Below are 18,767 nucleotides of genomic sequence, written 5' to 3' on the forward strand. Positions count from 1 at the left end.
GGCTCAGCCCGCTACGCCTCGGTGCGGGGACGGCCGCCCGCCGCCTCCCGGACGGCGCCCGCGACGCGGGAGGCCACGTCCGGGTGGAAGACGCTCGGCACGATGTAGTTGGGGCCGATCTCCTCCGGGGTGACGACCTCGGCGAGCGCCGCCGCCGCGGCCGCCAGCATGTCGAGCGTGACGCCGTCGGCCTGGGCGTCGAGCAGGCCACGGAACACGCCGGGGAACGCCAGCACGTTGTTGATCTGGTTCGGGTAGTCGCTGCGCCCGGTCGCGACGACGGCGGCGTGCTCGCGCGCCTCGTCCGGGGACACCTCGGGCTCGGGGTTGGCGAGCGCGAACACGATCGCGCCGTCGTTCATCGTCGCGATGTCGTCGCCGTTCAGGATCGCGGGGGCGGACACGCCGATGAAGACGTCGGCGTCCTTGACGGCGCCGCGCAGGTCGCCGTCGTAGCCGGCCGCGTTGGTGTGCTCGGCGATCCAGCGCAGCGAGTCGTCCAGGTCGTCGCGGCCCTTGTGGACGGCGCCGCGGTAGTCGCACACGATGAGGTCGCGGGCGCCCGCGTGCATCAGCAGCTTCAGGATCGCGGTGCCGGCCGCGCCGGCGCCCGCCATCGTGATGCGGACCGCGCCGATCTCCTTGCCGACAACGCGCAGCGCGTTGGTCAGCGCGGCCAGCACGCAGATCGCCGTGCCGTGCTGGTCGTCGTGGAAGACGGGGATGTCGAGCAGCTCGCGCAGCCGGGCCTCGACCTCGAAGCAGCGCGGCGCGGAGATGTCCTCCAGGTTGATGCCGCCGAACGCGGGCGCGAGGATCTGGACGGTCCGGACGATCTCGTCGGTGTCCTGCGTGTCGAGGCAGATCGGCCAGGCGTCGATCCCGGCGAACCGCTTGAACAGCGCCGCCTTGCCCTCCATGACCGGCAGCGCCGCCTCCGGGCCGATGTTGCCGAGCCCGAGCACCGCCGACCCGTCGGTGACGACGGCGACGCTGTTGCGCTTGATGGTCAGCCGGCGGACGTCCTCGGGGTTGCGGGCGATGGCGAGCGACACCCGCGCGACGCCCGGCGTGTAGGCCATCGACAGCTCGTCGCGGTTGCGCAGCGGCACCTTCGACTGCATCTCGATCTTGCCGCCGAGGTGCATCAGGAAGGTCCGGTCGCTGACCTTGTGGATCTTGACGGACTCGATGCCCTCCAGCGCCCCGGCGATCGCCTCGGCGTGCTGGGTGTCGCGGGTCGCGATGGTGACGTCGATGCGCAGCGTCTCGTGCCCGGCGGTGTTGACGTCGAGGGCGGTGACGATGCCGCCGGCGTTCTCGACCACGTGGGTGATCTGGCTGACCGCACGGCCGCCGGCCGGCACCTCCAGCCGGACGGTGATGGAGTACGACACGCTCGGCACGCTCGCCACGACGACTGCTCCCTAGCTGCTCTGGGTTGTTCTCGCCCGTGGTTGTTCTCACCCGTGCGCGACGCCCGATCGCCCGGGCGGCGTGCCCGGGGGGCGCGGATCGGCGACGGGGCGGCTCGTGGGAGTGGTGCGCGCGGGCCGTCCGGGCACGGTCAACGCATCGAGCATACGCGCAACATCACGGCGGGGTGTCCCGATCGCCCCGGCTCGTTCCCGGCCCCGACCAGCGCGGATCGGGGCACGCCGGAACCGGCGCCCGCACCGGAGCGACCGGAACGGCACGCCTCAGAACGAGGGCGCCTCAGCGCGGCGGCGCCGCAGCGCGCGGACGCCTCAGAAGAGGGCCGACTGGAGGCCGCGGCGGGCCTTGCCGACGCGCGGGTCGTCCGGGGGCAGCAGGTCGAACAGCGACAGCAGGTGCTTGCGCGCCGCGTCGCGGTCGTCGCCCGCGCTGACGCGCACCGCGGCGACCAGCCGGTCGAACGCGGAGTCGACGCGCCCGTACATCATCTCCACGTCGGACGCGCTGATCTGCGCCTGGACGTCGCCGGGCTTCTCGGCGGCCTCCTGGAGCACGCGCTCGGCGTCCAGCGAGCCGACGCGCTGGCTCAGCTCCACCATGGCGAGGCCCTGCTTGGCCTGGCCGTCCCTGGGGTTGTCGGCGAGGATCTGCTCGAACGCGGCCTTGGCCGCGGGCAGGTCGCCGCGCTGCAGGGCGGACTCGGCCTCGGCGAACACCGGGTCGCCCGCCGGGCCCTCGGCCGCGCCGGCGGCGGGCTGCTGCTCGCCCGCGGGGGCGTCCGGCAGGATGCCCTCCTTGCGGAGCGCGTCGAAGAGCTGGTCGATGGCCTGGCGCACCTGCGGCTCGGGCGCGGCGCCGTTGAGGAACGGCAGCAGCTGCCCGGCGACGACCGCCGCCACGAACGGGATGCCGCGCACGCCCATCTGCTGCATGTACGCGGCGAGCTGCGGGTTGGCGTCGATGTCGACCTTCGCGAGCACCCACGTGCCGGCCGCCTCGTTCGCGAGCTTCTCCAGGATCGGCCCGAGCTGCTTGCAGGGGCCGCACCACTCGGCCCAGAAGTCGACGAGGACGGGGACGGACTGCGACCGCTCCACGACCTCGGTGTTGAACGTCTGGTCGGTGACGTCCACGACGTACTGCCCGGCGGCCCCGCCCGAGTCCGCCTGCGCGCCGCCGCCCTGGGCGCGGCGTTCCTGCTGCTTCCTTGCGGCCGCCTGGCGCGCCCCCAGGTCGATGGCCCCGTGCAACGAAAAGTCCCGAGAAGGCATGGGTCCATCCTGCCCCATGAGCGCACCAGCCTGTACGCCCGTACGCCCTCAGCGGAGCGGGCCGCCGCCCCGCGCCCCCGGCCCCGGACGCCCCACCCGTCCCGCCCGACGGGGTAAATCAGCAATTGTCCACCTTTCTGGAATTCGCCACTTCGGCGCGGTAGGCAAAGAATCCAGGCGTGCTGCCGTAAAGGCAAAAAGATTGCTGACAGCCATCACCAAGCCCGGTTATAGTCACGATGTCGATGCATCGCGGCCCGGCAAAAGCGCCGGACCCGCCGGAGGGCGGGCCCGGTCCCGGCGGGCACCGCGTGGCGGGTTGGGGGACCCGCGGCCACCGGAGCGCCCGTGCCGGCGTCGCGACCGCATGGCGAGCTACGGGGGGAAACACTTGTGATCGCGGAGCATTCCGTGATCGTGGCCCGAGGAATGGGTGTCCGCCGCGGGGGGCGGTGGCTCCTGCGCCCGGTGACCTTCGGCGTGTCCGAAGGCGTGGTCGGCCTGGCCGGTCCACCTGGTGCCGGTAAATCCACTCTGCTGGCCACGTTCGCGACCTTGCGCAGGCCGAATGCCGGCCTGCTGCGCATTCTGGGACATGACATATCGAACGCCGCCGGGCTGCGGGCCGCGCGGGCGGGGATCGGCTACCTGCCGGCCCGGTTCTCCCGCGCCGAGAACATGACGGCGGGCGAGTTCGTCGCCTACGCGGCGTACTACAAGCGCACGAGCGCGTCCGCCGCGCGCTCGATGCTGCGGCGGCTCGACCTCGCCGACGCCGCCGGGACGGAGCTGGCGCTGCTGCCGCCGGACGTCCGGCTGCGCGCCGGGCTCGCCGCCGCGTGCGTCCACGAGCCCCCGGTCGTGCTGCTGGACGACCCGTTCGGCACGCTGTGCGCCGCCGCCGAGCCGTGGCCCACCGGCGCCGACGGCCCCGGCCGGTCCGTGCTGACCGCCGCGATGGCCGAGCTGATCCCGGTGCTGCGCTCGCTGGCCCCGGCGGTGGTGGTGACCGCCGATGCCACCGACACGCTCACCGGCTGGTGCGACCGCCTCCTCACGCTGGCCCGCGGCCGGCTGACCGAGCAGCCCACGCACTCGGCCGGGACGCGGCGCGGCCGGTCGGCGGCGGACCGCCGGGCGGGCGCCTCGGCCGACCTCCGGGACGGCCCCGACCGGAACGGGACGCCACCGCCGGACGGGGCCGGACCGCGGGACAGGGCCGAACCACGCGACAGGGCCGAACCGCGCGACTCGGGCGCCCCCGGGCGGCAGGGCGCCGACCGGCCGCCGCGGCCCGCGGTCGGCGCGATGAACCGGCGCCGCGAGGCCCGGCCCGCCGCGCGCGGCGCGCGGCCGGGCCCGCCGGCGCGGCGGCCCGGACGGCCGCCGCTGCCGCGGCTCCCGCTGCCGCGGTTCACCGGGCTGCCGGCGCGGCGGCCGCCCGCCCCGTCACCGGCGGGTGGGAGCGCCACCGGTGTCTGACCTCGGGCGGGTGCTCCGGCTGGACGCCCGTCGCACGGCGCTGCTGGTCGCGGTGCCGGTCCTCACCCTGGTCGGGGCGGCGGCGGCGCTTCCGGCGCTCCACCCGTCCGCCGCGTACTGGGACAACACGGTCGTCGCGCTGGTCAACGCCGTCCGCTTCCTCGGGCCCGTGGCCGCCGCGCTGGCGGCGTGGGCGGCGGTCCGCGAGCGGCCGCTCGACTACCTGCGCGACCTCACCGCGCGCTCGCCCGCGACCGGCGTGCTGCTCGACCTGCTGCTGCTGTCCTCGGCGGCCCTCGTCTCCTACGCCGTGATCGCGGGCTTCGCCGCCGCCGTCACGCTCGCGCGGGACGGGGCCGGGCACCCGCAGCCGCTGGCTCTCGCGGCGGGCGCGGGCACGCTCGTCCTGCACGTCGTCGTCGGCTACCTGACGGGCCGCGTCGTCCCGCACCGCGCGACGGCGCCGCTGGCGTTCGGCGCGACGGCGATGTGGGCGGCGCTGCGCATCCCCGGCGTGTCGTGGTGGAGCCTGCTCCCCCCGGCGGCGCTTCCCCGCGCCGACCTGTTCACGACCCTGCGGCCCCGGGTGTTCGCCGACCAGGCCGCCTGGACGGCCGGGCTGACGGCCGCGCTCATCCTCGGCTACGTGCTGTGGGCGACGCGGCGGCACCTGCTCGTCCTGCCGCTCGCCGCCGCGCTCGCCGCGACCGGCACCGCCACGCTCGGCCTGCGCGACTCCGGCGGCGCGGTGGTCCGGGCCGCCGACGCCGCACCCGTCTGCCGGCAGTGGCCGCTGGTCGTCTGCGTGCACCCGGCCCTGCGGGAGGCGCTGCCCCGGCTGACGGCCGAGTTCGTCCCCCTCGCCGCGCGGCTGAACGGCACCCCCGGCGCGTTCACGGCGGTGCGGCAGCGTCCGGGCTGGGCGCCGGTCGAGGTGGCGGACGGCACCGCCTTCGTCCACCTCGACGAGGACCTCTCCCCCGGCTACGCGGCGCGCGCCGCCCGGCAGATCAGCCACACGCTCAAGGACCCCGCCCGGTGCCCGGTCGGCTCACCAGGCGGCTACCGGGCTCTGGTCGACGCGTGGCTGCTCGGCGACGACCCCCCGTCCATCGACGACACGCGCGCGGCCCGCCGGTTCGCGTCCTTGAGCGAGCGCGAGCGCCGCTCGTGGCTGCGCCATCACTTCGCTGAATACCGGACCTGTTCCCTCGGCCCCGCCGACTTCCGGCCGTCCCGGCCGAAGAAGGCCCGCGCGTCCCAGCTCTCCCGCCGCGCGCTCGACCGTCCGGCCTACCGGCCGCGGAACCCGCACGAACCACAATGAGTCCCCGATGACCCGGATGCGGCCCCGATGGGGCCGTCCCCCTGCGTGCGGGCGTCCCCCGCCCGCACGCGTCCCCTGCGCGGCCGCGGCGGCCACCCCCAGCCTGCCGCGGCCGCGCAGGAGCTTTCAGGCCCGCCCGGCCGGCTGCGGCTCGGCGGCGGGCGTCACGGGCCGGGCCCAGTACCGCTCCACGAGGAACGGCGCCACCGGCAGCGCGGAGGCGACGAGGGCCAGGGCCGTGCGCTTGAGGTCCCAGCGGAGCTGCTCCCGGACGAGGAGGACGAGCCCCACGTAGGCCATGAACAGGACACCGTGCAGCGGCCCCACCACCTGGACGCCGAGCGGCGCGTCCGCGCCGTACTTCAGCGGCATGGCGACCAGCAGCAGGAGCAGGAACGACGTCGCCTCCGCCACGGAGACGAGCCGGAAAACACGGATCATGTCCACGCCCTCCCAACGGACGACCGCGGCCGGAGGTTTCGGCCGCTCCTATGGCCCTGATCACATCGACCGACGCGTTCAAGGAGCCCACACCATGTCACGAGCGGGAGCGCGCCCGCGCACGGCGACATCACCGCGGCGCCGGATATGAGGGGCGGGATGCCGGGAATGGGAGGTGCATGGCCGACGCCGAACCGAAGAACGACGCACCCCCCACGCCGTCCCGCGCTCCCCGGCGCGGCCTGCTGACGCCCCTCGTGCTGGTCGTCGCGACCGTCGCCCTGGTGCTGCTGGCGCAGCAGGCGCTGCGCGGCCTGCCGGGGTGGCTGAACCCGTTCGCCGAGGAGACGAAGGACCGCAGCGGGCCCGTCCTGCTGAAGTCGATCCGCGACCTGCACCGGTACGAGGCGGCGAGCGGCAGCTTCCAGGTCATCGTCGACCTGGAGAAGGACGCGAAGTTCCTGCCCGGCTCGCTGCGCGGCAAGCGGACGCTGTTCGTCGGCAACGGCACCGTCGACGCCTACGTGGACTTCTCTCAGCTCGCCTCGGGCGCGGTCAAGGTCAACGAGGACCGGACGGCCGCGACCATCACGCTCCCGCGCGCGCAGTTGGAGAAGACGAACCTGGACACGAAGACCAGCTACGTCTACGCCACCGAGCGCGGCCTCATCGACCGCTTCGGCGACTTCTTCAGCAGCAACCCCAACAACCAGCAGCAGCTCTACGTCCTCGCGGCGCAGAAGATCCAGACCGCCGCGGGCCAGAGCGGCCTGACGCAGCGCGCGGACGCCAACACCAAGACCATGCTGGAGAACATGCTCAAGGCGCTGGGCTTCACGACGGTGACCGTCACGCAGCCCAGCGCCCAGTGAGCGGCAGGAGTGGCGAGCGGCGGGAGTTACGCGGTCGGCACGCGGAGGATCAGCGCGTCGCCCTGGCCGCCGCCCCCGCACAGGCCCGCGGCGCCGGTGCCGCCGCCGCGCCGCTTCAGATCGTAGGCGAGGTGCAGGACGATCCGGGCGCCGGACATGCCGACCGGGTGGCCGAGCGCGATGGCGCCGCCGTTGACGTTGACCTTCTCCGGGGAGACGCCGAGGTCGCGCATCGACTGGATGCCCACGGACGCGAACGCCTCGTTGATCTCGATCAGGTCGAGGTCGTCGACGGTGAGGCCCGCCTTGCCGAGCGCGTGCTTGATCGCGTTGGACGGCTGCGACTGGAGCGAGTTGTCGGGGCCCGCCACGTTGCCGTGCGCGCCGATCTCGGCGATCCAGTCGAGGCCGAGCTCCTCGGCCTTGGCCTTCGACATCACGACGACCGCGGCGGCGCCGTCGGAGATCTGCGAGGACGACCCGGCGGTGATCGTGCCGTCCTTGCTGAACGCGGGCCGCAGCCGGGCCAGGCCCTCGGCGGTGGTGTCGGCGCGGACGCCCTCGTCCTTGGCGAACACGATCGGGTCGCCCTTGCGCTGCGGGATCTCGACCGGCGCGATCTCGTCGTCGAACACGCCGTTCTTGATCGCGGCCGCGGCGCGCTGGTGGGAGCGCGCGGAGAACTCGTCCTGCTCCTCGCGGGAGATGCCCAGCCTGGCGTTATGGTGCTCGGTCGACTCGCCCATCGCGATGCCGTCGAAGGCGTCGGTGAGGGCGTCGTAGGCCATGTGGTCGAGGACCTCGACGGAGCCGTACTTGTAGCCGCCGCGCGACTTCGGCAGCAGGTGCGGGGCCTGGGTCATCGACTCCATGCCGCCCGCCACCACGATGTCGAACTCGCCCGCCCGGATGAGCTGGTCGGCGAGCGCGATCGCGTCCAGCCCGGACAGGCACACCTTGTTGATCGTGATGGACGGGACGCTCATCGGGATGCCCGCCTTGACCGCCGCCTGCCGGGACGGGATCTGCCCGGCGCCGGCCTGGAGCACCTGGCCCAGGATCACGTACTGCACCTGGTCGCCGGCCACCCCGGCGCGCTCCAGCGCGGCCTTGATCGCGTGCGCGCCGAGGTCGGCCGCGGAGAAGTCCTTCAGCGAGCCCATCAGGCGCCCGATGGGGGTTCGCGCACCGGCGACGATCACGGACGTAGCGGTCATGTGGGGGCCCTCCAGGTGGTGCTGCGCAGACGTTTGCCACCATACCCAGGGGAACCCCGACCGGTTCGGTTCGCCCCCGTCCGGCCGTCCAAGCAGGTCCTAGTAGGGAGAAAGCCCATGCTGACCCGTATCGACCACATCGGCATCGCCTGTCACGACCTGGACGCGACCGTGGAGTTCTACAAGGCGACCTACGGCTTCACCGACGCGCACTTCGAGGTGAACGAGGAGCAGGGCGTCCGGGAGTGCATGCTCAAGATCAACGAGACGGGGGACGGGGCGGCGAGCTACCTGCAGCTGATCGAGCCGATCCGGGAGGACTCGGCGGTCGCCAAGTGGCTGGCGAAGAACGGCGAGGGCGTCCACCACATCGCGTTCGGGACGGACGGGACCGTCGCCGGCGAGGCGGCCGGCATCGCGGGCAAGGGCGTGCGCGTGCTGTACGACGCGCCGCGGAACGGATCCATGGGATCCTTGATCAACTTTTTGCACCCCAAGGACTGCCACGGCGTGCTGACCGAGCTCGTGCAGAAGCGCCGCGACGCGGAATGATCAAGCGGGCGGGGCGCGGCGGAGGCGCGACCGGATCGTGACGTGTTCGATATCACGGCGGGCGGCGGCGCCGCCTCGACCGCCGCTCTGTGACCGTTCGGACACATCTGGTGCATTTGCACCCCCGGCACCTGGGCACCTTTGCCACGTCTGAACATGGCAACAAACCGGACATTCCACGCAGCGCGTCAAGATGAGCCCCCAACACGGCAGTGTCCGGAGTACGCTTCATTCGCCGGAAGAGGTCCTGGGGCTCTGCGCCGTTCACGCCAGGCGTTCAACCGGTCCCCGGAACCACCCGTAGCCCCGTCACATCAGGATTGAGCCACATGCAGTCCGACATCGACGCCCAGCTCAGCAACTTCTTTGAAGACACGCCCCCGCGCGAGTTCGACGTGGTGCTTCGCGGCTACGACCGGCACCAGGTCGACGAGCACATCAAGCAGCTCGACAACGAGGTGCGGCAGACCCGCGAGCAGACCCAGGCCCTGCAGCGGGAGCTGTCGGACGCGCACCGTCAGCTGCAGGAGCAGGAGCGGCCCACCTACTCCGGTCTCGGCGCCCGCATCGAGCAGCTGCTCCGCCTCGCCGAGGAGCAGGCCACCGAGCTCGTGCAGGCCGCCCGCTCCGAGGCCAACGAGATCAAGGCCGCGGCCAAGGTGGACGCCGCCGAGCAGCGGGCCACGGCCGAGAACGACGCGGCCGAGCTGCGCGCCAACGCCCAGCGCGAGGGCGACGACATGCGCAACGCGGCCGAGCGCGAGGCCGAGGAGGTGCGCACCTCCGCCCGCCGCGAGGCCGACGAGCTGACCTCCACCACCGAGCGCGAGGTCGCCAAGCTGCGCGCCACCGCCGACCACGAGGTCGCCGAGAAGCGGGCCGGCGCCGAGCGCGAGATCGCCAAGCTGCGCACCACCACCGAGCGCGAGGTCGCGCAGCTGCGCGCGTCCACCAAGCGCGAGCGCGACGAGATCCTCACCACGGCCAAGCGGCAGGCCGACGAGATGCGCGCGCAGGCCCAGCGCATCCTGGAGGAGAGCGAGGCCCAGCGCGCCCAGGCCGAGGCCGAGTTCGAGATCCAGCTCGCCGCCCGCCGGGAGGAGGCCGACCGGCAGGACGCCGAGCGGCACTCCGCGGCGCAGGCCGCCACGCAGAAGCTGGTCGCCGAGGCCGAGCAGCGCGCCGCGTCCGCCGAGCAGCGGGCCGCGAAGGCGACCCAGCAGGCCGAGCAGACCCGGCGCGAGGCCGACTCGCACGCCAAGCAGCTGATGGCCAACGCGCGCAAGAACTCCGACAACGTGATCGCCGAGGCCAAGGCGCAGGCCGAGCAGCTGCTCGCCGAGACCAAGGCCGAGGCCGACCGCGTCCGGACGGCGGCGCAGCGCCAGGTCGACGAGCTCACCCGGCAGCGCGACAGCATCACCAGCCACCTCAACCAGCTGCGCCAGCTCATCGGCGGCGTCGCGCCGACGATGGGCGGCGAGCCCGAGCTGGCCGCGCCCCCGGAGAAGGCCGCGATCCCGGCGGCCGAGCCCAAGCCGGCTCCGGCCCCCGCGCCGCAGAAGCAGCAGCAGCCGGCGGCCGCGAAGGCCGCGCCCGCCAAGCAGGCCCAGGCCAAGAAGTCCGAGGAGGACGACGAGGACTGGTGGCAGGAGTGAGTTCCTGAGTACGGCGTCGAGGAAGCCTAGAGGCGGTGAACGCCTCTAGGCTTTCCTTCGTCTCACCACCGTGGGACGTTGGTCCGGCGGCCACCGGACCATCACGCGCTTGACCACGTCGCATCGGCGAGGCAGAGGACGAAGAGGAGAGCGGCGTGCCCGACGAGACCTCCCGCGAAGACGAGCCGGAGGCGGCGCCCGGCTCGGGGCGGCCGGCGGGCGACCCCCGGGTCCCCGCCCCGGCACCGCCCGCCGACGAGGACGCCCCGCCCACCAAGGACTCCCCGCCTCCCGAGGACCAGAGCGACGACGAGAGCGAGGACGCCGCCGGTTCGGACGGCTCCGAGAGCGTCGCGCCGAGCGGTGCGCTGACGCCCGAGGAGGCCGAGGAGCCCGTGGGCGAGCGCGACCCCGCGACCGGCGCCCCGGTCAACCTGCCCGCGCCGGTGGCGGTCGCCGACCAGGCCCCGGCCGCGTCGGACGCGCCCGATCCCGCGCACGACGTGGAGCAGCGCCGCCGCGAGGCGGGCGTCGACCACCGGTTCCCGTTCGGCCGGCCCGGGGAGCCGCTCGGCCGCGCCCACCCGTTCGTGTTCGGGTTCACCGCCGCGCTCGGCGTCATCACCGCCTGGATGCTGGTGAAGACGGCCACCAACGCCAAGTCGGTCATCGTGATGATCGTCGTCGCGATGTTCCTCGCGGTCGGCCTCAACCCGGCGGTGGAGCGGCTGCGCAAGTTCGGGTTCCCGCGCGGCGCGGCGGTCGCGACGGTGTTCCTCGTCGTCATCATGTTCTTCGCGGGGTTCGTCGCCTCGCTCGTCCAGCCGGTGTCGGAGCAGGTCTCCGAGCTGCGGCACAACATCCCCGAGTACGTCGAGCAGTTGCAGAACAACAAGACGCTCGCCGATTGGGACAAGCGCTACGGGCTGCTGGACCGCGCCGAGAAGGCCGTCAACAGCGACGACTTCCAGAAGACCCTCACCGACACCGCCACCGGCATCGGCAAGGTCGCGGTCAACGGGATCTTCCAGACGATCACGATCCTGATCCTGACGCTGTACTTCCTCAGCTCGCTGCCTCAGATCAAGACGTTCTTCTACAAGCTCGCGCCGCGCTCCCGGCGCGCCCGCGTCGCGCTGCTCGGCGACGAGATCCTGGACCGCATCGGCGGCTATGTCGCCGGGCAGTTCACGATCGCGTTCATCGCCGGCGTCTGCTCCTACGTCTTCCTGTCGATCCTCGGGGTGAAGTACGCGCTCGCGCTGGCACTGATCGTCGCGGTGACCGACCTGGTCCCGCTGATCGGCGCCACGATCGGCGCGGTGATCGTGTGCCTGGTCGCGTTCCTCACCGGCGACACCACCGACCTGATCGTCTGCGTCATCTTCTACGTGGTCTACCAGCAGGTGGAGAACTACCTGGTCTACCCGCGCGTGATGAAGCGGACGGTGGACGTCCAGCCCGCGGTGACGATCGTGGCGGCGCTGGTCGGCGCGGCGCTGCTCGGCGTCGTCGGCGCGCTGCTGGCGATCCCGACGGCGGCGGCGATCTCGCTGCTCATCCGCGAGGTCGTCATGCCGCGCCAGGAGACGCTGTAGCCCGACCGCCGGGCCGGGTCAGCGGGCGGTGCGGGCGAGGGCGGCGGCGAACTCGGCCACTGCCTGGTTGAACAGGTCCGGCTGCTCGATCGCGCACAGGTGCCCGGCGCGCGGGACGACCATCAGTTCGGCGTTCGGCAGGGCGTCCGCCATGGCGCGGGCCTCGGCCTCGGTGGCGAGCGCGTCCTCGTCCCCGATCACGACGAGGGCCGGCACCCGGACGCCGCGCAGCGTGTCGAACGCGTCGGGGCGTCCGGCCATGGCGCGCTGGGCCCACGCGGCGGCGCGCGGCGGCGTCGCCTGGACGAGGCCGCGCACCCGCCCGTAGACGAGGGCGCGCTGCCGGTAGGTGGTGGGCCCGACGAGGCCGGGGAGCACCTCGTCCACCAGCACCTGCGGGGTGCCGTCGCGGTCGAGCCGCTCGGCCTGCCGGAGCCGGTTCGCCCGCGCCTGCTCGGTGTCGGCGGAGGCGCGGGTGGCGGCGAGCACCAGCCCGAGGAGGAGGTCGGGGTGGCGGCGGCACAGCGCCATCGCGACGTACCCGCCCATGGACAGGCCGCCGATGACGGCGCGCCGCACGCCGAGGCCGTGGAGGGTGCGGGCGACGTCGTCGGCCATCGCGTCGATCGAGGGCTCGTCGTCGCCGAGCACGGACCCGCCGAAGCCGCGCAGATCGGGGGTGATGACGCGGAACCGGCCGGCGAGCCCCTCCCGCTGCGCGAGCCACATCGCCGAGGACAGCGGGAAGGCGTGCAGCAGGACGAGCGGGGTTCCGCTGCCGACGTCCCTGGCGTACAGCTGCACGGTCACGGGCGGTCCTCCCGGTCGGCGTCCACGCAGGAAATCCTTACCCGCTCGGGAGCCGGGTGGGACGGGAGTGGCCACGACTGGCCGCATGTGATTATCTGTCCGGTTCGTCCCATTCGGTGGGGAGCGGGTAGGCGGCCGGCGCGACCCGCTTGACGATCTCGTTCAGCACGATCCGGACGTACGGTTCGCCCACCCACAGGTGCTTGGCCTTGTCCACCGCGACGACCTCGGCCTGCGGGACGCGCTTGAACCGCTCCCGCGCCTCGGCCGGGCGCAGGTAGTCGTCGAACTCCGGCACGAGCGCGACGAGCGGACGGCCGTCCTCGCCCCAGGCGTCCAGGTCGGCGTCGCCCGCCCGCTTCAGCGGCGGGGACAGCAGGATCGCGCCCTCCACCAGCGGGTCGCGGCCCCACCGCAGCGCCAGCTCGGTGCCGAACGACCAGCCGAGCAGCCACGGCCGCGGCAGGTCGTGGTACTCGGTGTACTCCAGCGCCGCGGCGACGTCGAACCGCTCGGTCTCGCCCTCGCCGAACTCGCCCTCGCTCGTGCCGCGCGCCGACGTCGTCCCCCGCGTGTTGAACCGCAGGACGGCGAGGTCGGCGAGGGCCGGCAGCCGGTAGGACGCCTTGCGCAGGACGTGGCTGTCCATCATGCCCTCGGCCGTCGGCAGCGGGTGCAGGCACACCAGCGTCGCGACCGGCGGCCGCTCCGACGGCAGCGCCAGCTCACCGACCAGCTCCAGCCCGTCGGACGTGTGCAGCACGATGTCCTCGCGCCGCGCCGGCAGCACCGTCGCCGCCCTGATCTCCGCCATGGGTCTCCTTAGTGACGCGTTGGTGACGCGAGCCTTCGGCACGGGGCCCGTGAGACGGGTGCCGCTCAGTAGCGCGGGGCGTTGCGCGACCGCTGGACGCGGGGCCCGCGCCGGGTGCGGGCCTGCCAGCACGGGCGGTGCCAGTGCCGCCGGTCGTCGCCGCCCTCGCCGGCCCGCCAGGCGACGAGGTGCCCGACGCCCGGCGGGATCTCCTGGTCGCAGCCGGGGCACCGGTACGCCTTGGACGCACCGGCTCCCGCGACCGCCCGGACGATCCACTCGCCGTCCGGCCCCTCCTCGGTCTGCTGGGCCCACGACCCGCCGCGGCCCTCCCGGGGGCGTCCGGAAACGGCACGGCGGTTCTTGCGGGGGCTCATGCTTCGAGGATATTCAGCCTCCGGGGATTTCCGGCCCCGAGGGCGCTCACCGCAGCGGGCTGCCCGCCGTCACATGCTCGACGAGGAGCGGGACGGGGGCCAGCGCCGGCTCGCGCGTCTCGGCGTGCAGCGCGCGCAGGACGGTCACGGCGCGGTCCAGCCCGAGGCGGTCGAGGTCGGCGATCGGGCCGGTCGGGTAGCCGCAGCCGAGCGTCATCGCGGCGTCGATCGAGTCGGCGTCGGCGTATCCGGCGCCGAGCATGGCGGCGGCGTCGTTCAGGTACGGGAAGCGCAGCGCGTCCACGATGAACCCGGCGCGGTCGCGGCAGCGGACGGCGGTGAGGCCGAGCCGGCCCAGCAGGCCGGCGGCGCGGTCGGCGACGCCGGGGCCGGTCGCGACCGTCGCGGCGATCTCGGCGAGGGTCCCGGCGGGGTCGGGCAGGTGCACCCCGACGACGTCGGCGGGACGTCCCGTCGCCATGGCCTGCTCGATCACCGAGCCGCCCACGGAGGTGACGGCGAGCACCGCGTCCGGCTTGGCGGCCTGCGCGGCGGCCGACAGCAGGGCCCGCGCGGCCTCGGTGTCCTCGGCGGCCTCGATGACCAGGTCGCAGCCGGCGAGGTCGGCGGCGGAGTCGCGGACGGACGCGCCCGCGCGGTCGCACAGCGCGGCGAGCGCGTCGGCGAGCGGGCCGACGCCGACGATGCCGACGACCGGCGGCTCCTCGGCCGCGGCGGCGCCGCTTCCGGACGCGTCGCTCCCGGCCTTCTCGTAGGAGTAGAACCCGCGGCCGGTCTTGCGGCCGAGCAGCCCGGCGGTGACGAGTTCGCGCAGCACCGGGGAGGCGGCGTGGCGGCGGTCCCGGGACTCGGCGTAGATCGCCTCCAGCACCTCCAGGCAGGTGTCGAGGCCGATGAGGTCCATGAGGGTGAACGGGCCCATCGGCAGGCCGGCGCCGGCCGTCATCGCGGTGTCGATGTCGTCGCGGGTCGCGTGCCCGGACTCCAGCATCCCGGCGGCCTGGTTCAGGTACCCGAACAGCAGCCGGTTGGCGACGAACCCGGCGCGGTCGCCGATCGTCACCGGGGTCTTGCCGAGGCCGCGGACCAGTGCGGCGACGCGGGCGACGGCGTCCGGCTCGGTCAGCACGGTCGCGATGACCTCGACCAGCTTCATCACCGGCGCCGGGTTGAAGAAGTGCACGCCGACGATCTTGCTGGGGCGGCCGGTGGTGACCGCGATGTCGGTGACCGACAGCGACGAGGTGTTCGTGGCGAGGACGGCGTCCTCCCGGCAGACCTTGTCCAGCTCGGCGAAGACCTTCCGCTTGAGGTCGAGCCGCTCCGGCACCGCCTCGATCACCAGGTCGCAGTCGCCCAGGTCGGCGAAGTCGGTCGTCAGCGCCACCCGGTCGAGGATCTCGCGCTGCGCGTCCGCGGTGAGCCTGCCGCGCTTGACGGCGCGCCCGGTCGAGCGCTCCAGGTGCCCGCGCCCGCGCTCCAGCGCCTCCCGGTTCACCTCCACGCCCACGACCGCCAGGCCGCCGCGCGCCAGCACCTCGGCGATGCCCGCGCCCATGGTGCCCAGCCCGACGACCCCGACCCTGCTGAACGAACCCTCGCTGCTCAACGAACCCTCACTCATGTTTCGCAGTCTTGCAGAGGGCGCGGGGGACCGCGCTTCCGGGTACGACAGGTGGCGTGCGCCTAGGAATCTTCCTCCTCGCGGCCCGTGCCCCCGGACAGGACGACCACGCCGCGCTCTCCCGCACCGTCGAGGCCGCCGTCGCCGCCGAGCGCGCCGGTTTCGACGACGTGTGGCTGGCCGAGCACCACTTCATGTCGTACGGGGTCGTCCCGTCCGCGACGCTGCTGGCGGGCCATCTGCTGGCCGCCACCGAGCGGATCCACGTGGGGACGGCGGTGAGCGTGCTCTCCACCCGGCATCCGGTCGCGCTGGCGGAGGAGGCGGCGATGCTGGCGCTGCTGTCGGGTGGCCGCTTCCGCCTCGGCGTCGGGCGCGGCGGCCCCTGGCGGGACCTGGAGGTCTTCGGCACCGGCCTCCCCCGCTACGAGCGCGGCTTCGCCGAGTCGCTGGACCTGCTCCTCACCTGGCTGCGATCCGACCGTGTCTCCTGGGAGGGGGAACACTTCCGATTCCGTGAGGTACCGGTCGTCCCGCGCGCTCGCGTCGCGCCGCCGGTGACGGTCGCCTGCACGTCCCCCGCGACCGAGGCGCTGGCCGCCGAGCGCGGCCTGCCGATGCTCCTCGGCATGCACGTGGACGCCGCCGAGAAGGCCGCCGCCGTCGCCCGGCACGGCGACCCGGGCCTCCCGCACATCTCCGTCCATGTCGCCCAGGTGGCCGACACCCGCGAGGAGGCCGTCGGCACGGTCATGGCGGAGATGCCCCGCTGGCTCGGGCCCGGCCTGGCCGGTTACGTCGCCGTGGACGACCGTCCGCGCCCATCCCCCGACCCCGCCGGCTACGCGCGCCGCATGTGCGGCATCCACCCCGTCGGCTCGCCGGACGACTGCGTCGAGTCGCTCGTGACCACGGCCGGGAAGACGGGGATCAGGCACCTCGTCCTGATGGTAGAGGCGACCGGTTCCCGCACCGGCACCCTGGAGAACATCGCTCGCCTGGGAACCGACGTCCTCCCCAAGGTCCGCGCCGCGCTATGAGTCCTTGCTCAGAGACGCCCAATAAGCCGGGTCTCTAAGCCGCCTTATGAACCGCCATAAAAGCCGTGCGGCGCGCCGAGAGAATCGACGCGCCGCACAATCATGACGGATACGGGGTTGGCGGGGGCCAGCTGCTCAGCAGTCGCGGAGCTCGGGAGACTGGTTGAGGATCTGCTCGCGCGCCGTCACGAACGTCCGGTAGGCGGCGGAGTCGCCGGCCGGGAAGACGGCGACCCGGTGGCAGTTCTGGAAGGCCAGCTTCACACCGAAGTGCCGCTCCATCGCGCCGCGCATCGCGTCGCTCGCGAGGACGCGGAGCAGCTGGCCGCGGGCCTGCTCGTCCGGGGGCGGGGTGAGGTTGTCGGCGAAGTCGCCGCCGTCCACCTGGAGCCGCGCCACCAGGCCGCTGATCATGTCCCACGCGTACGGGAGGGACGTCTTGATGCACTCGACGAAGGCGGCGTCGCCGACCTCGCCCTGCTGCGCCGTCTCGAGCAGTTCCGGAGTCACGTCGAGAGACATGTGCGGGGGTTCCTTTCGCCGGTGGTGGATGAACACCCACTCGCCGACGCTAATCACGGCCCCCGGAGAATTCCAGGCTTGACAAAGATTTTCATTCCGCTAGGTGCCGCCCCGGCCGGTCCCGCCCGGCCGGGGCCCGCGTCAGCGCGCCGGTGCCGCGTCCCGGCAGTGCGCGCGCCGGACCTCGCGCCGGGCGCTCCGCCGGGCGGCGAACCGCTCGGCGCGCTCGGCCCAGAACTCGCGGGCGCGGCGCGCGGTCCGCGCGTCCCGCTCGGCCTCGGCCCGTGCCCGCAGCTCGCGGCTGCGCTCGGTCATCACGGACCGCATGATGTCGTGGTGGATCACGACCCCTCCCCCCAACGTCTCGGGCCGCTCGGCACGACCCGACATCCAAGAGACTCGTCCTAAGGGGGCCGGCCGGACATCGGAAGCACGCCTTATCTGTGCCGTACGCAGGGCCTTAGACGCGTTCGTCCGGCATGATCGCGACATGAGCGATCCGCTGGAGGGACTGGACGGCATCGACTGGGCGGGGCTCGACCACGCCTACGGCTCGGCGGAGGACGTCCCCGGCCTGCTCCGCACGCTGCGCTCGCCCGACCAGGAGGAGCGCCACGGGGCGTTCGGGGAGCTGTTCACGAACATCTACCACCAGGGCAGCCGGTACACCGCGTCGGCGGCGGCCGTGCCGTTCCTCCTCGCGCTGGCGGCCGACCCCGGCACGCCCGACCGGGCGTACCCGCTCTACCTGGCGACCGCGCTGGCCATCGGCTTCGACGAGGCGCACCTGCCGGCCGGCGTCGCGATCGCGGACTGGCGGGACGCGGTGGCGCGGATGGCCGCGGCCGACCCCGAGGCGGAGGAGCGCCGCCTCGACGCGTGGGTCGCCGGCGCGGCGGACGACCACGAGCGCCGCGACCGCGAGTTCGACCGGAAGATGTACGACTTCGACCACGCGCGCCGCGCCGCCGAGGCGGAACTCGCCGCCTACGACGCCGTCCGCGCCGGGCTGCCGACCGTGCACGCCCTGCTCACCGAGGCCGACGACGGGGTGCGCGCCACCGCCGCGTACACGGTCGGCTGGTTCCCCGAGGAGTCCGCCGCCTCGCTCGCCGTCCTCGGCCCGCTGCTCGACTCTGAGCGGCACCCGGAGGTCGCCATGAGCGCGCTGATCTCCACCGGTCTCCTCGGCGGCCGGGACCTCCTCCCCCTGATCCGCGAGCGGCTGGCCGGCGACGAACCCGGCCCGCGCTGGGCGGCGGCGGTCGCGCTCGCCCGGCTGGGCGAGACCGGCCCGCGGGTCCTCGCGGAACTGACGGCCTGCTGCGTCTCCCCGCCCGAGGCGGAGACCGACTTCCTGAGCGGCGACCTGTCCCTGCTCTCGCACATGACCCTCGCCGCGCTGGACGATCCTCCCGCGGAGGCCGTCGACGCCGTCCTCGAAGGGCTCGCTCGCACGTCCGACAACCGGTCCTTCCCGGTGGCCGAGGTGGCGCTCAAGATGGTGTTCGGCACGCCCGTCCGCCCCCTGCCGCCGTTCGCCGACCTCACCGCCGTCCAGCAGCGGGCCGTGCGGACGATCGCCGAGCTGCCGTCCGACAGCTGGCGCTGGGGCAACCTGCTGGGGATCCTCGGCACCTGGGGCGTGCCCGCGGACCACGACGAGTGCCGCCGGTACGCCGGTCTGGCCTGAAGCGGGCCGGA

Annotated in this window: 18 protein-coding genes; 8 read left to right on the forward strand and 10 right to left on the reverse strand. The window is 73.7% G+C overall.

Going from position 1 to position 18,767, the window contains the following annotated elements:
- Positions 1-11: 11 nt before the first annotated feature.
- Positions 12-1,415 carry an NAD-dependent malic enzyme gene (locus CHF16_RS15105; RefSeq protein ID WP_089326649.1) on the reverse strand — a complete coding sequence of 468 codons (1,404 nt, stop codon included), beginning with the start codon at positions 1,413-1,415 and terminating at the stop codon, positions 12-14.
- A 333-nt stretch (positions 1,416-1,748) separates the two neighbouring features.
- On the reverse strand, positions 1,749-2,687 hold the full coding sequence (locus CHF16_RS15110; RefSeq protein ID WP_089326650.1) for a tetratricopeptide repeat protein: 939 nt from the start codon (positions 2,685-2,687) through the stop codon (positions 1,749-1,751).
- Positions 2,688-3,137: 450 nt separating this feature from the next.
- Here CHF16_RS15110 and CHF16_RS40280 point away from each other — a divergent pair, with 450 nt between their 5' ends.
- Both CHF16_RS40280 and CHF16_RS15120 read left to right on the forward strand, forming a co-directional pair.
- Positions 3,138-4,190 (forward strand): ATP-binding cassette domain-containing protein, encoded by a 1,053-nt coding sequence (locus CHF16_RS40280; RefSeq protein ID WP_245868537.1) that lies wholly within the window; start codon positions 3,138-3,140, stop codon positions 4,188-4,190.
- Complete coding sequence (locus CHF16_RS15120; protein WP_143227995.1) at positions 4,183-5,517, forward strand: hypothetical protein; 1,335 nt, start codon at positions 4,183-4,185, stop codon at positions 5,515-5,517. Before CHF16_RS40280 ends, CHF16_RS15120 begins: the two co-directional genes overlap by 8 nt.
- A 126-nt stretch (positions 5,518-5,643) precedes the next feature.
- On the opposite strand, the gene CHF16_RS15125 is transcribed toward CHF16_RS15120, so the two are convergent.
- Complete coding sequence (locus tag CHF16_RS15125; protein ID WP_089326651.1) at positions 5,644-5,958, reverse strand: DUF3817 domain-containing protein; 315 nt, start codon at positions 5,956-5,958, stop codon at positions 5,644-5,646.
- 179 nt (positions 5,959-6,137) lie between these two features.
- On the opposite strand from CHF16_RS15125, the gene CHF16_RS15130 reads away from it, so the two are divergent.
- A complete protein-coding gene (locus CHF16_RS15130) occupies positions 6,138-6,830 on the forward strand; it encodes a DUF4230 domain-containing protein (RefSeq protein ID WP_089326652.1) in 693 nt (230 codons plus the stop codon).
- 26 nt (positions 6,831-6,856) lie between these two features.
- On the opposite strand, the gene CHF16_RS15135 is transcribed toward CHF16_RS15130, so the two are convergent.
- Positions 6,857-8,047, reverse strand: coding sequence for an acetyl-CoA C-acetyltransferase (locus CHF16_RS15135; protein ID WP_089326653.1), 1,191 nt, complete (start codon positions 8,045-8,047; stop codon positions 6,857-6,859).
- A gap of 117 nt (positions 8,048-8,164) precedes the next feature.
- Between CHF16_RS15135 and mce the strand changes: the two genes are divergently transcribed.
- The 3 genes from mce (at position 8,165) to CHF16_RS15150 (ending at position 11,855) form a co-directional block, all read left to right on the forward strand.
- Positions 8,165-8,599 (forward strand): methylmalonyl-CoA epimerase, encoded by a 435-nt coding sequence (gene mce / locus CHF16_RS15140; protein ID WP_089326654.1) that lies wholly within the window; start codon positions 8,165-8,167, stop codon positions 8,597-8,599.
- Positions 8,600-8,928: 329 nt separating this feature from the next.
- Positions 8,929-10,257: a DivIVA domain-containing protein gene (locus tag CHF16_RS15145; RefSeq protein WP_089326655.1), complete on the forward strand. Its 1,329-nt coding sequence runs from the start codon at positions 8,929-8,931 to the stop codon at positions 10,255-10,257.
- 155 nt (positions 10,258-10,412) lie between these two features.
- Positions 10,413-11,855, forward strand: coding sequence for an AI-2E family transporter (locus CHF16_RS15150; protein WP_089326656.1), 1,443 nt, complete (start codon positions 10,413-10,415; stop codon positions 11,853-11,855).
- 18 nt (positions 11,856-11,873) lie between these two features.
- Here the strand turns inward: CHF16_RS15150 and CHF16_RS15155 are convergent, their stop codons facing one another.
- The 4 genes from CHF16_RS15155 to CHF16_RS15170 all read right to left on the reverse strand — a co-directional run bounded on the left by CHF16_RS15155 (position 11,874) and on the right by CHF16_RS15170 (position 15,486).
- Entirely contained in the window at positions 11,874-12,665 is a 792-nt protein-coding gene (locus CHF16_RS15155; protein ID WP_245868529.1) for an alpha/beta fold hydrolase, read from the reverse strand.
- A gap of 91 nt (positions 12,666-12,756) precedes the next feature.
- Positions 12,757-13,479 (reverse strand): alpha/beta hydrolase, encoded by a 723-nt coding sequence (locus CHF16_RS15160; protein WP_089326658.1) that lies wholly within the window; start codon positions 13,477-13,479, stop codon positions 12,757-12,759.
- A 65-nt stretch (positions 13,480-13,544) separates the two neighbouring features.
- On the reverse strand, positions 13,545-13,856 hold the full coding sequence (locus tag CHF16_RS15165; RefSeq protein ID WP_089326659.1) for an ATP/GTP-binding protein: 312 nt from the start codon (positions 13,854-13,856) through the stop codon (positions 13,545-13,547).
- 46 nt (positions 13,857-13,902) lie between these two features.
- Positions 13,903-15,486 carry a 3-hydroxyacyl-CoA dehydrogenase family protein gene (locus CHF16_RS15170; protein WP_245868531.1) on the reverse strand — a complete coding sequence of 528 codons (1,584 nt, stop codon included), beginning with the start codon at positions 15,484-15,486 and terminating at the stop codon, positions 13,903-13,905.
- A gap of 71 nt (positions 15,487-15,557) precedes the next feature.
- Here CHF16_RS15170 and CHF16_RS15175 point away from each other — a divergent pair, with 71 nt between their 5' ends.
- Positions 15,558-16,541 (forward strand): LLM class flavin-dependent oxidoreductase, encoded by a 984-nt coding sequence (locus CHF16_RS15175; protein WP_089326661.1) that lies wholly within the window; start codon positions 15,558-15,560, stop codon positions 16,539-16,541.
- 135 nt (positions 16,542-16,676) lie between these two features.
- On the opposite strand, the gene CHF16_RS15180 is transcribed toward CHF16_RS15175, so the two are convergent.
- Together CHF16_RS15180 and CHF16_RS15185 are read right to left on the reverse strand one after the other, a co-directional pair.
- Complete coding sequence (locus tag CHF16_RS15180) at positions 16,677-17,063, reverse strand: SCO5389 family protein (protein ID WP_089326662.1); 387 nt, start codon at positions 17,061-17,063, stop codon at positions 16,677-16,679.
- Between the two features lie 141 nt (positions 17,064-17,204).
- Positions 17,205-17,408, reverse strand: a complete 204-nt coding sequence (locus CHF16_RS15185) for a hypothetical protein (protein ID WP_089326663.1) — start codon at positions 17,406-17,408, stop codon at positions 17,205-17,207.
- Between the two features lie 145 nt (positions 17,409-17,553).
- Between CHF16_RS15185 and CHF16_RS15190 the strand changes: the two genes are divergently transcribed.
- Positions 17,554-18,756, forward strand: a complete 1,203-nt coding sequence (locus CHF16_RS15190; RefSeq protein ID WP_089326664.1) for a HEAT repeat domain-containing protein — start codon at positions 17,554-17,556, stop codon at positions 18,754-18,756.
- Positions 18,757-18,767: the final 11 nt, after the last annotated feature.

Source organism: Actinomadura meyerae (assembly GCF_900188445.1).
Classification (GTDB): domain Bacteria; phylum Actinomycetota; class Actinomycetes; order Streptosporangiales; family Streptosporangiaceae; genus Spirillospora; species Spirillospora meyerae.

Excerpts from the sequence above, each read along its gene's own strand:
- CHF16_RS15145 (WP_089326655.1), top strand. The coding sequence starts at position 8,929 with ATGCAGTCCGACATCGACGCCCAGCTCAGCAACTTCTTTGAAGACACG.
- CHF16_RS15180 (WP_089326662.1), bottom strand. The coding sequence starts at position 17,063 with ATGTCTCTCGACGTGACTCCGGAACTGCTCGAGACGGCGCAGCAGGGC.
- mce (WP_089326654.1), top strand. The coding sequence starts at position 8,165 with ATGCTGACCCGTATCGACCACATCGGCATCGCCTGTCACGACCTGGAC.
- CHF16_RS15190 (WP_089326664.1), top strand. The coding sequence starts at position 17,554 with ATGAGCGATCCGCTGGAGGGACTGGACGGCATCGACTGGGCGGGGCTC.
- CHF16_RS15165 (WP_089326659.1), bottom strand. The coding sequence starts at position 13,856 with ATGAGCCCCCGCAAGAACCGCCGTGCCGTTTCCGGACGCCCCCGGGAG.
- CHF16_RS15130 (WP_089326652.1), top strand. The coding sequence starts at position 6,138 with ATGGCCGACGCCGAACCGAAGAACGACGCACCCCCCACGCCGTCCCGC.
- CHF16_RS15160 (WP_089326658.1), bottom strand. The coding sequence starts at position 13,479 with ATGGCGGAGATCAGGGCGGCGACGGTGCTGCCGGCGCGGCGCGAGGAC.
- CHF16_RS40280 (WP_245868537.1), top strand. The coding sequence starts at position 3,138 with ATGGGTGTCCGCCGCGGGGGGCGGTGGCTCCTGCGCCCGGTGACCTTC.
- CHF16_RS15135 (WP_089326653.1), bottom strand. The coding sequence starts at position 8,047 with ATGACCGCTACGTCCGTGATCGTCGCCGGTGCGCGAACCCCCATCGGG.
- CHF16_RS15125 (WP_089326651.1), bottom strand. The coding sequence starts at position 5,958 with ATGATCCGTGTTTTCCGGCTCGTCTCCGTGGCGGAGGCGACGTCGTTC.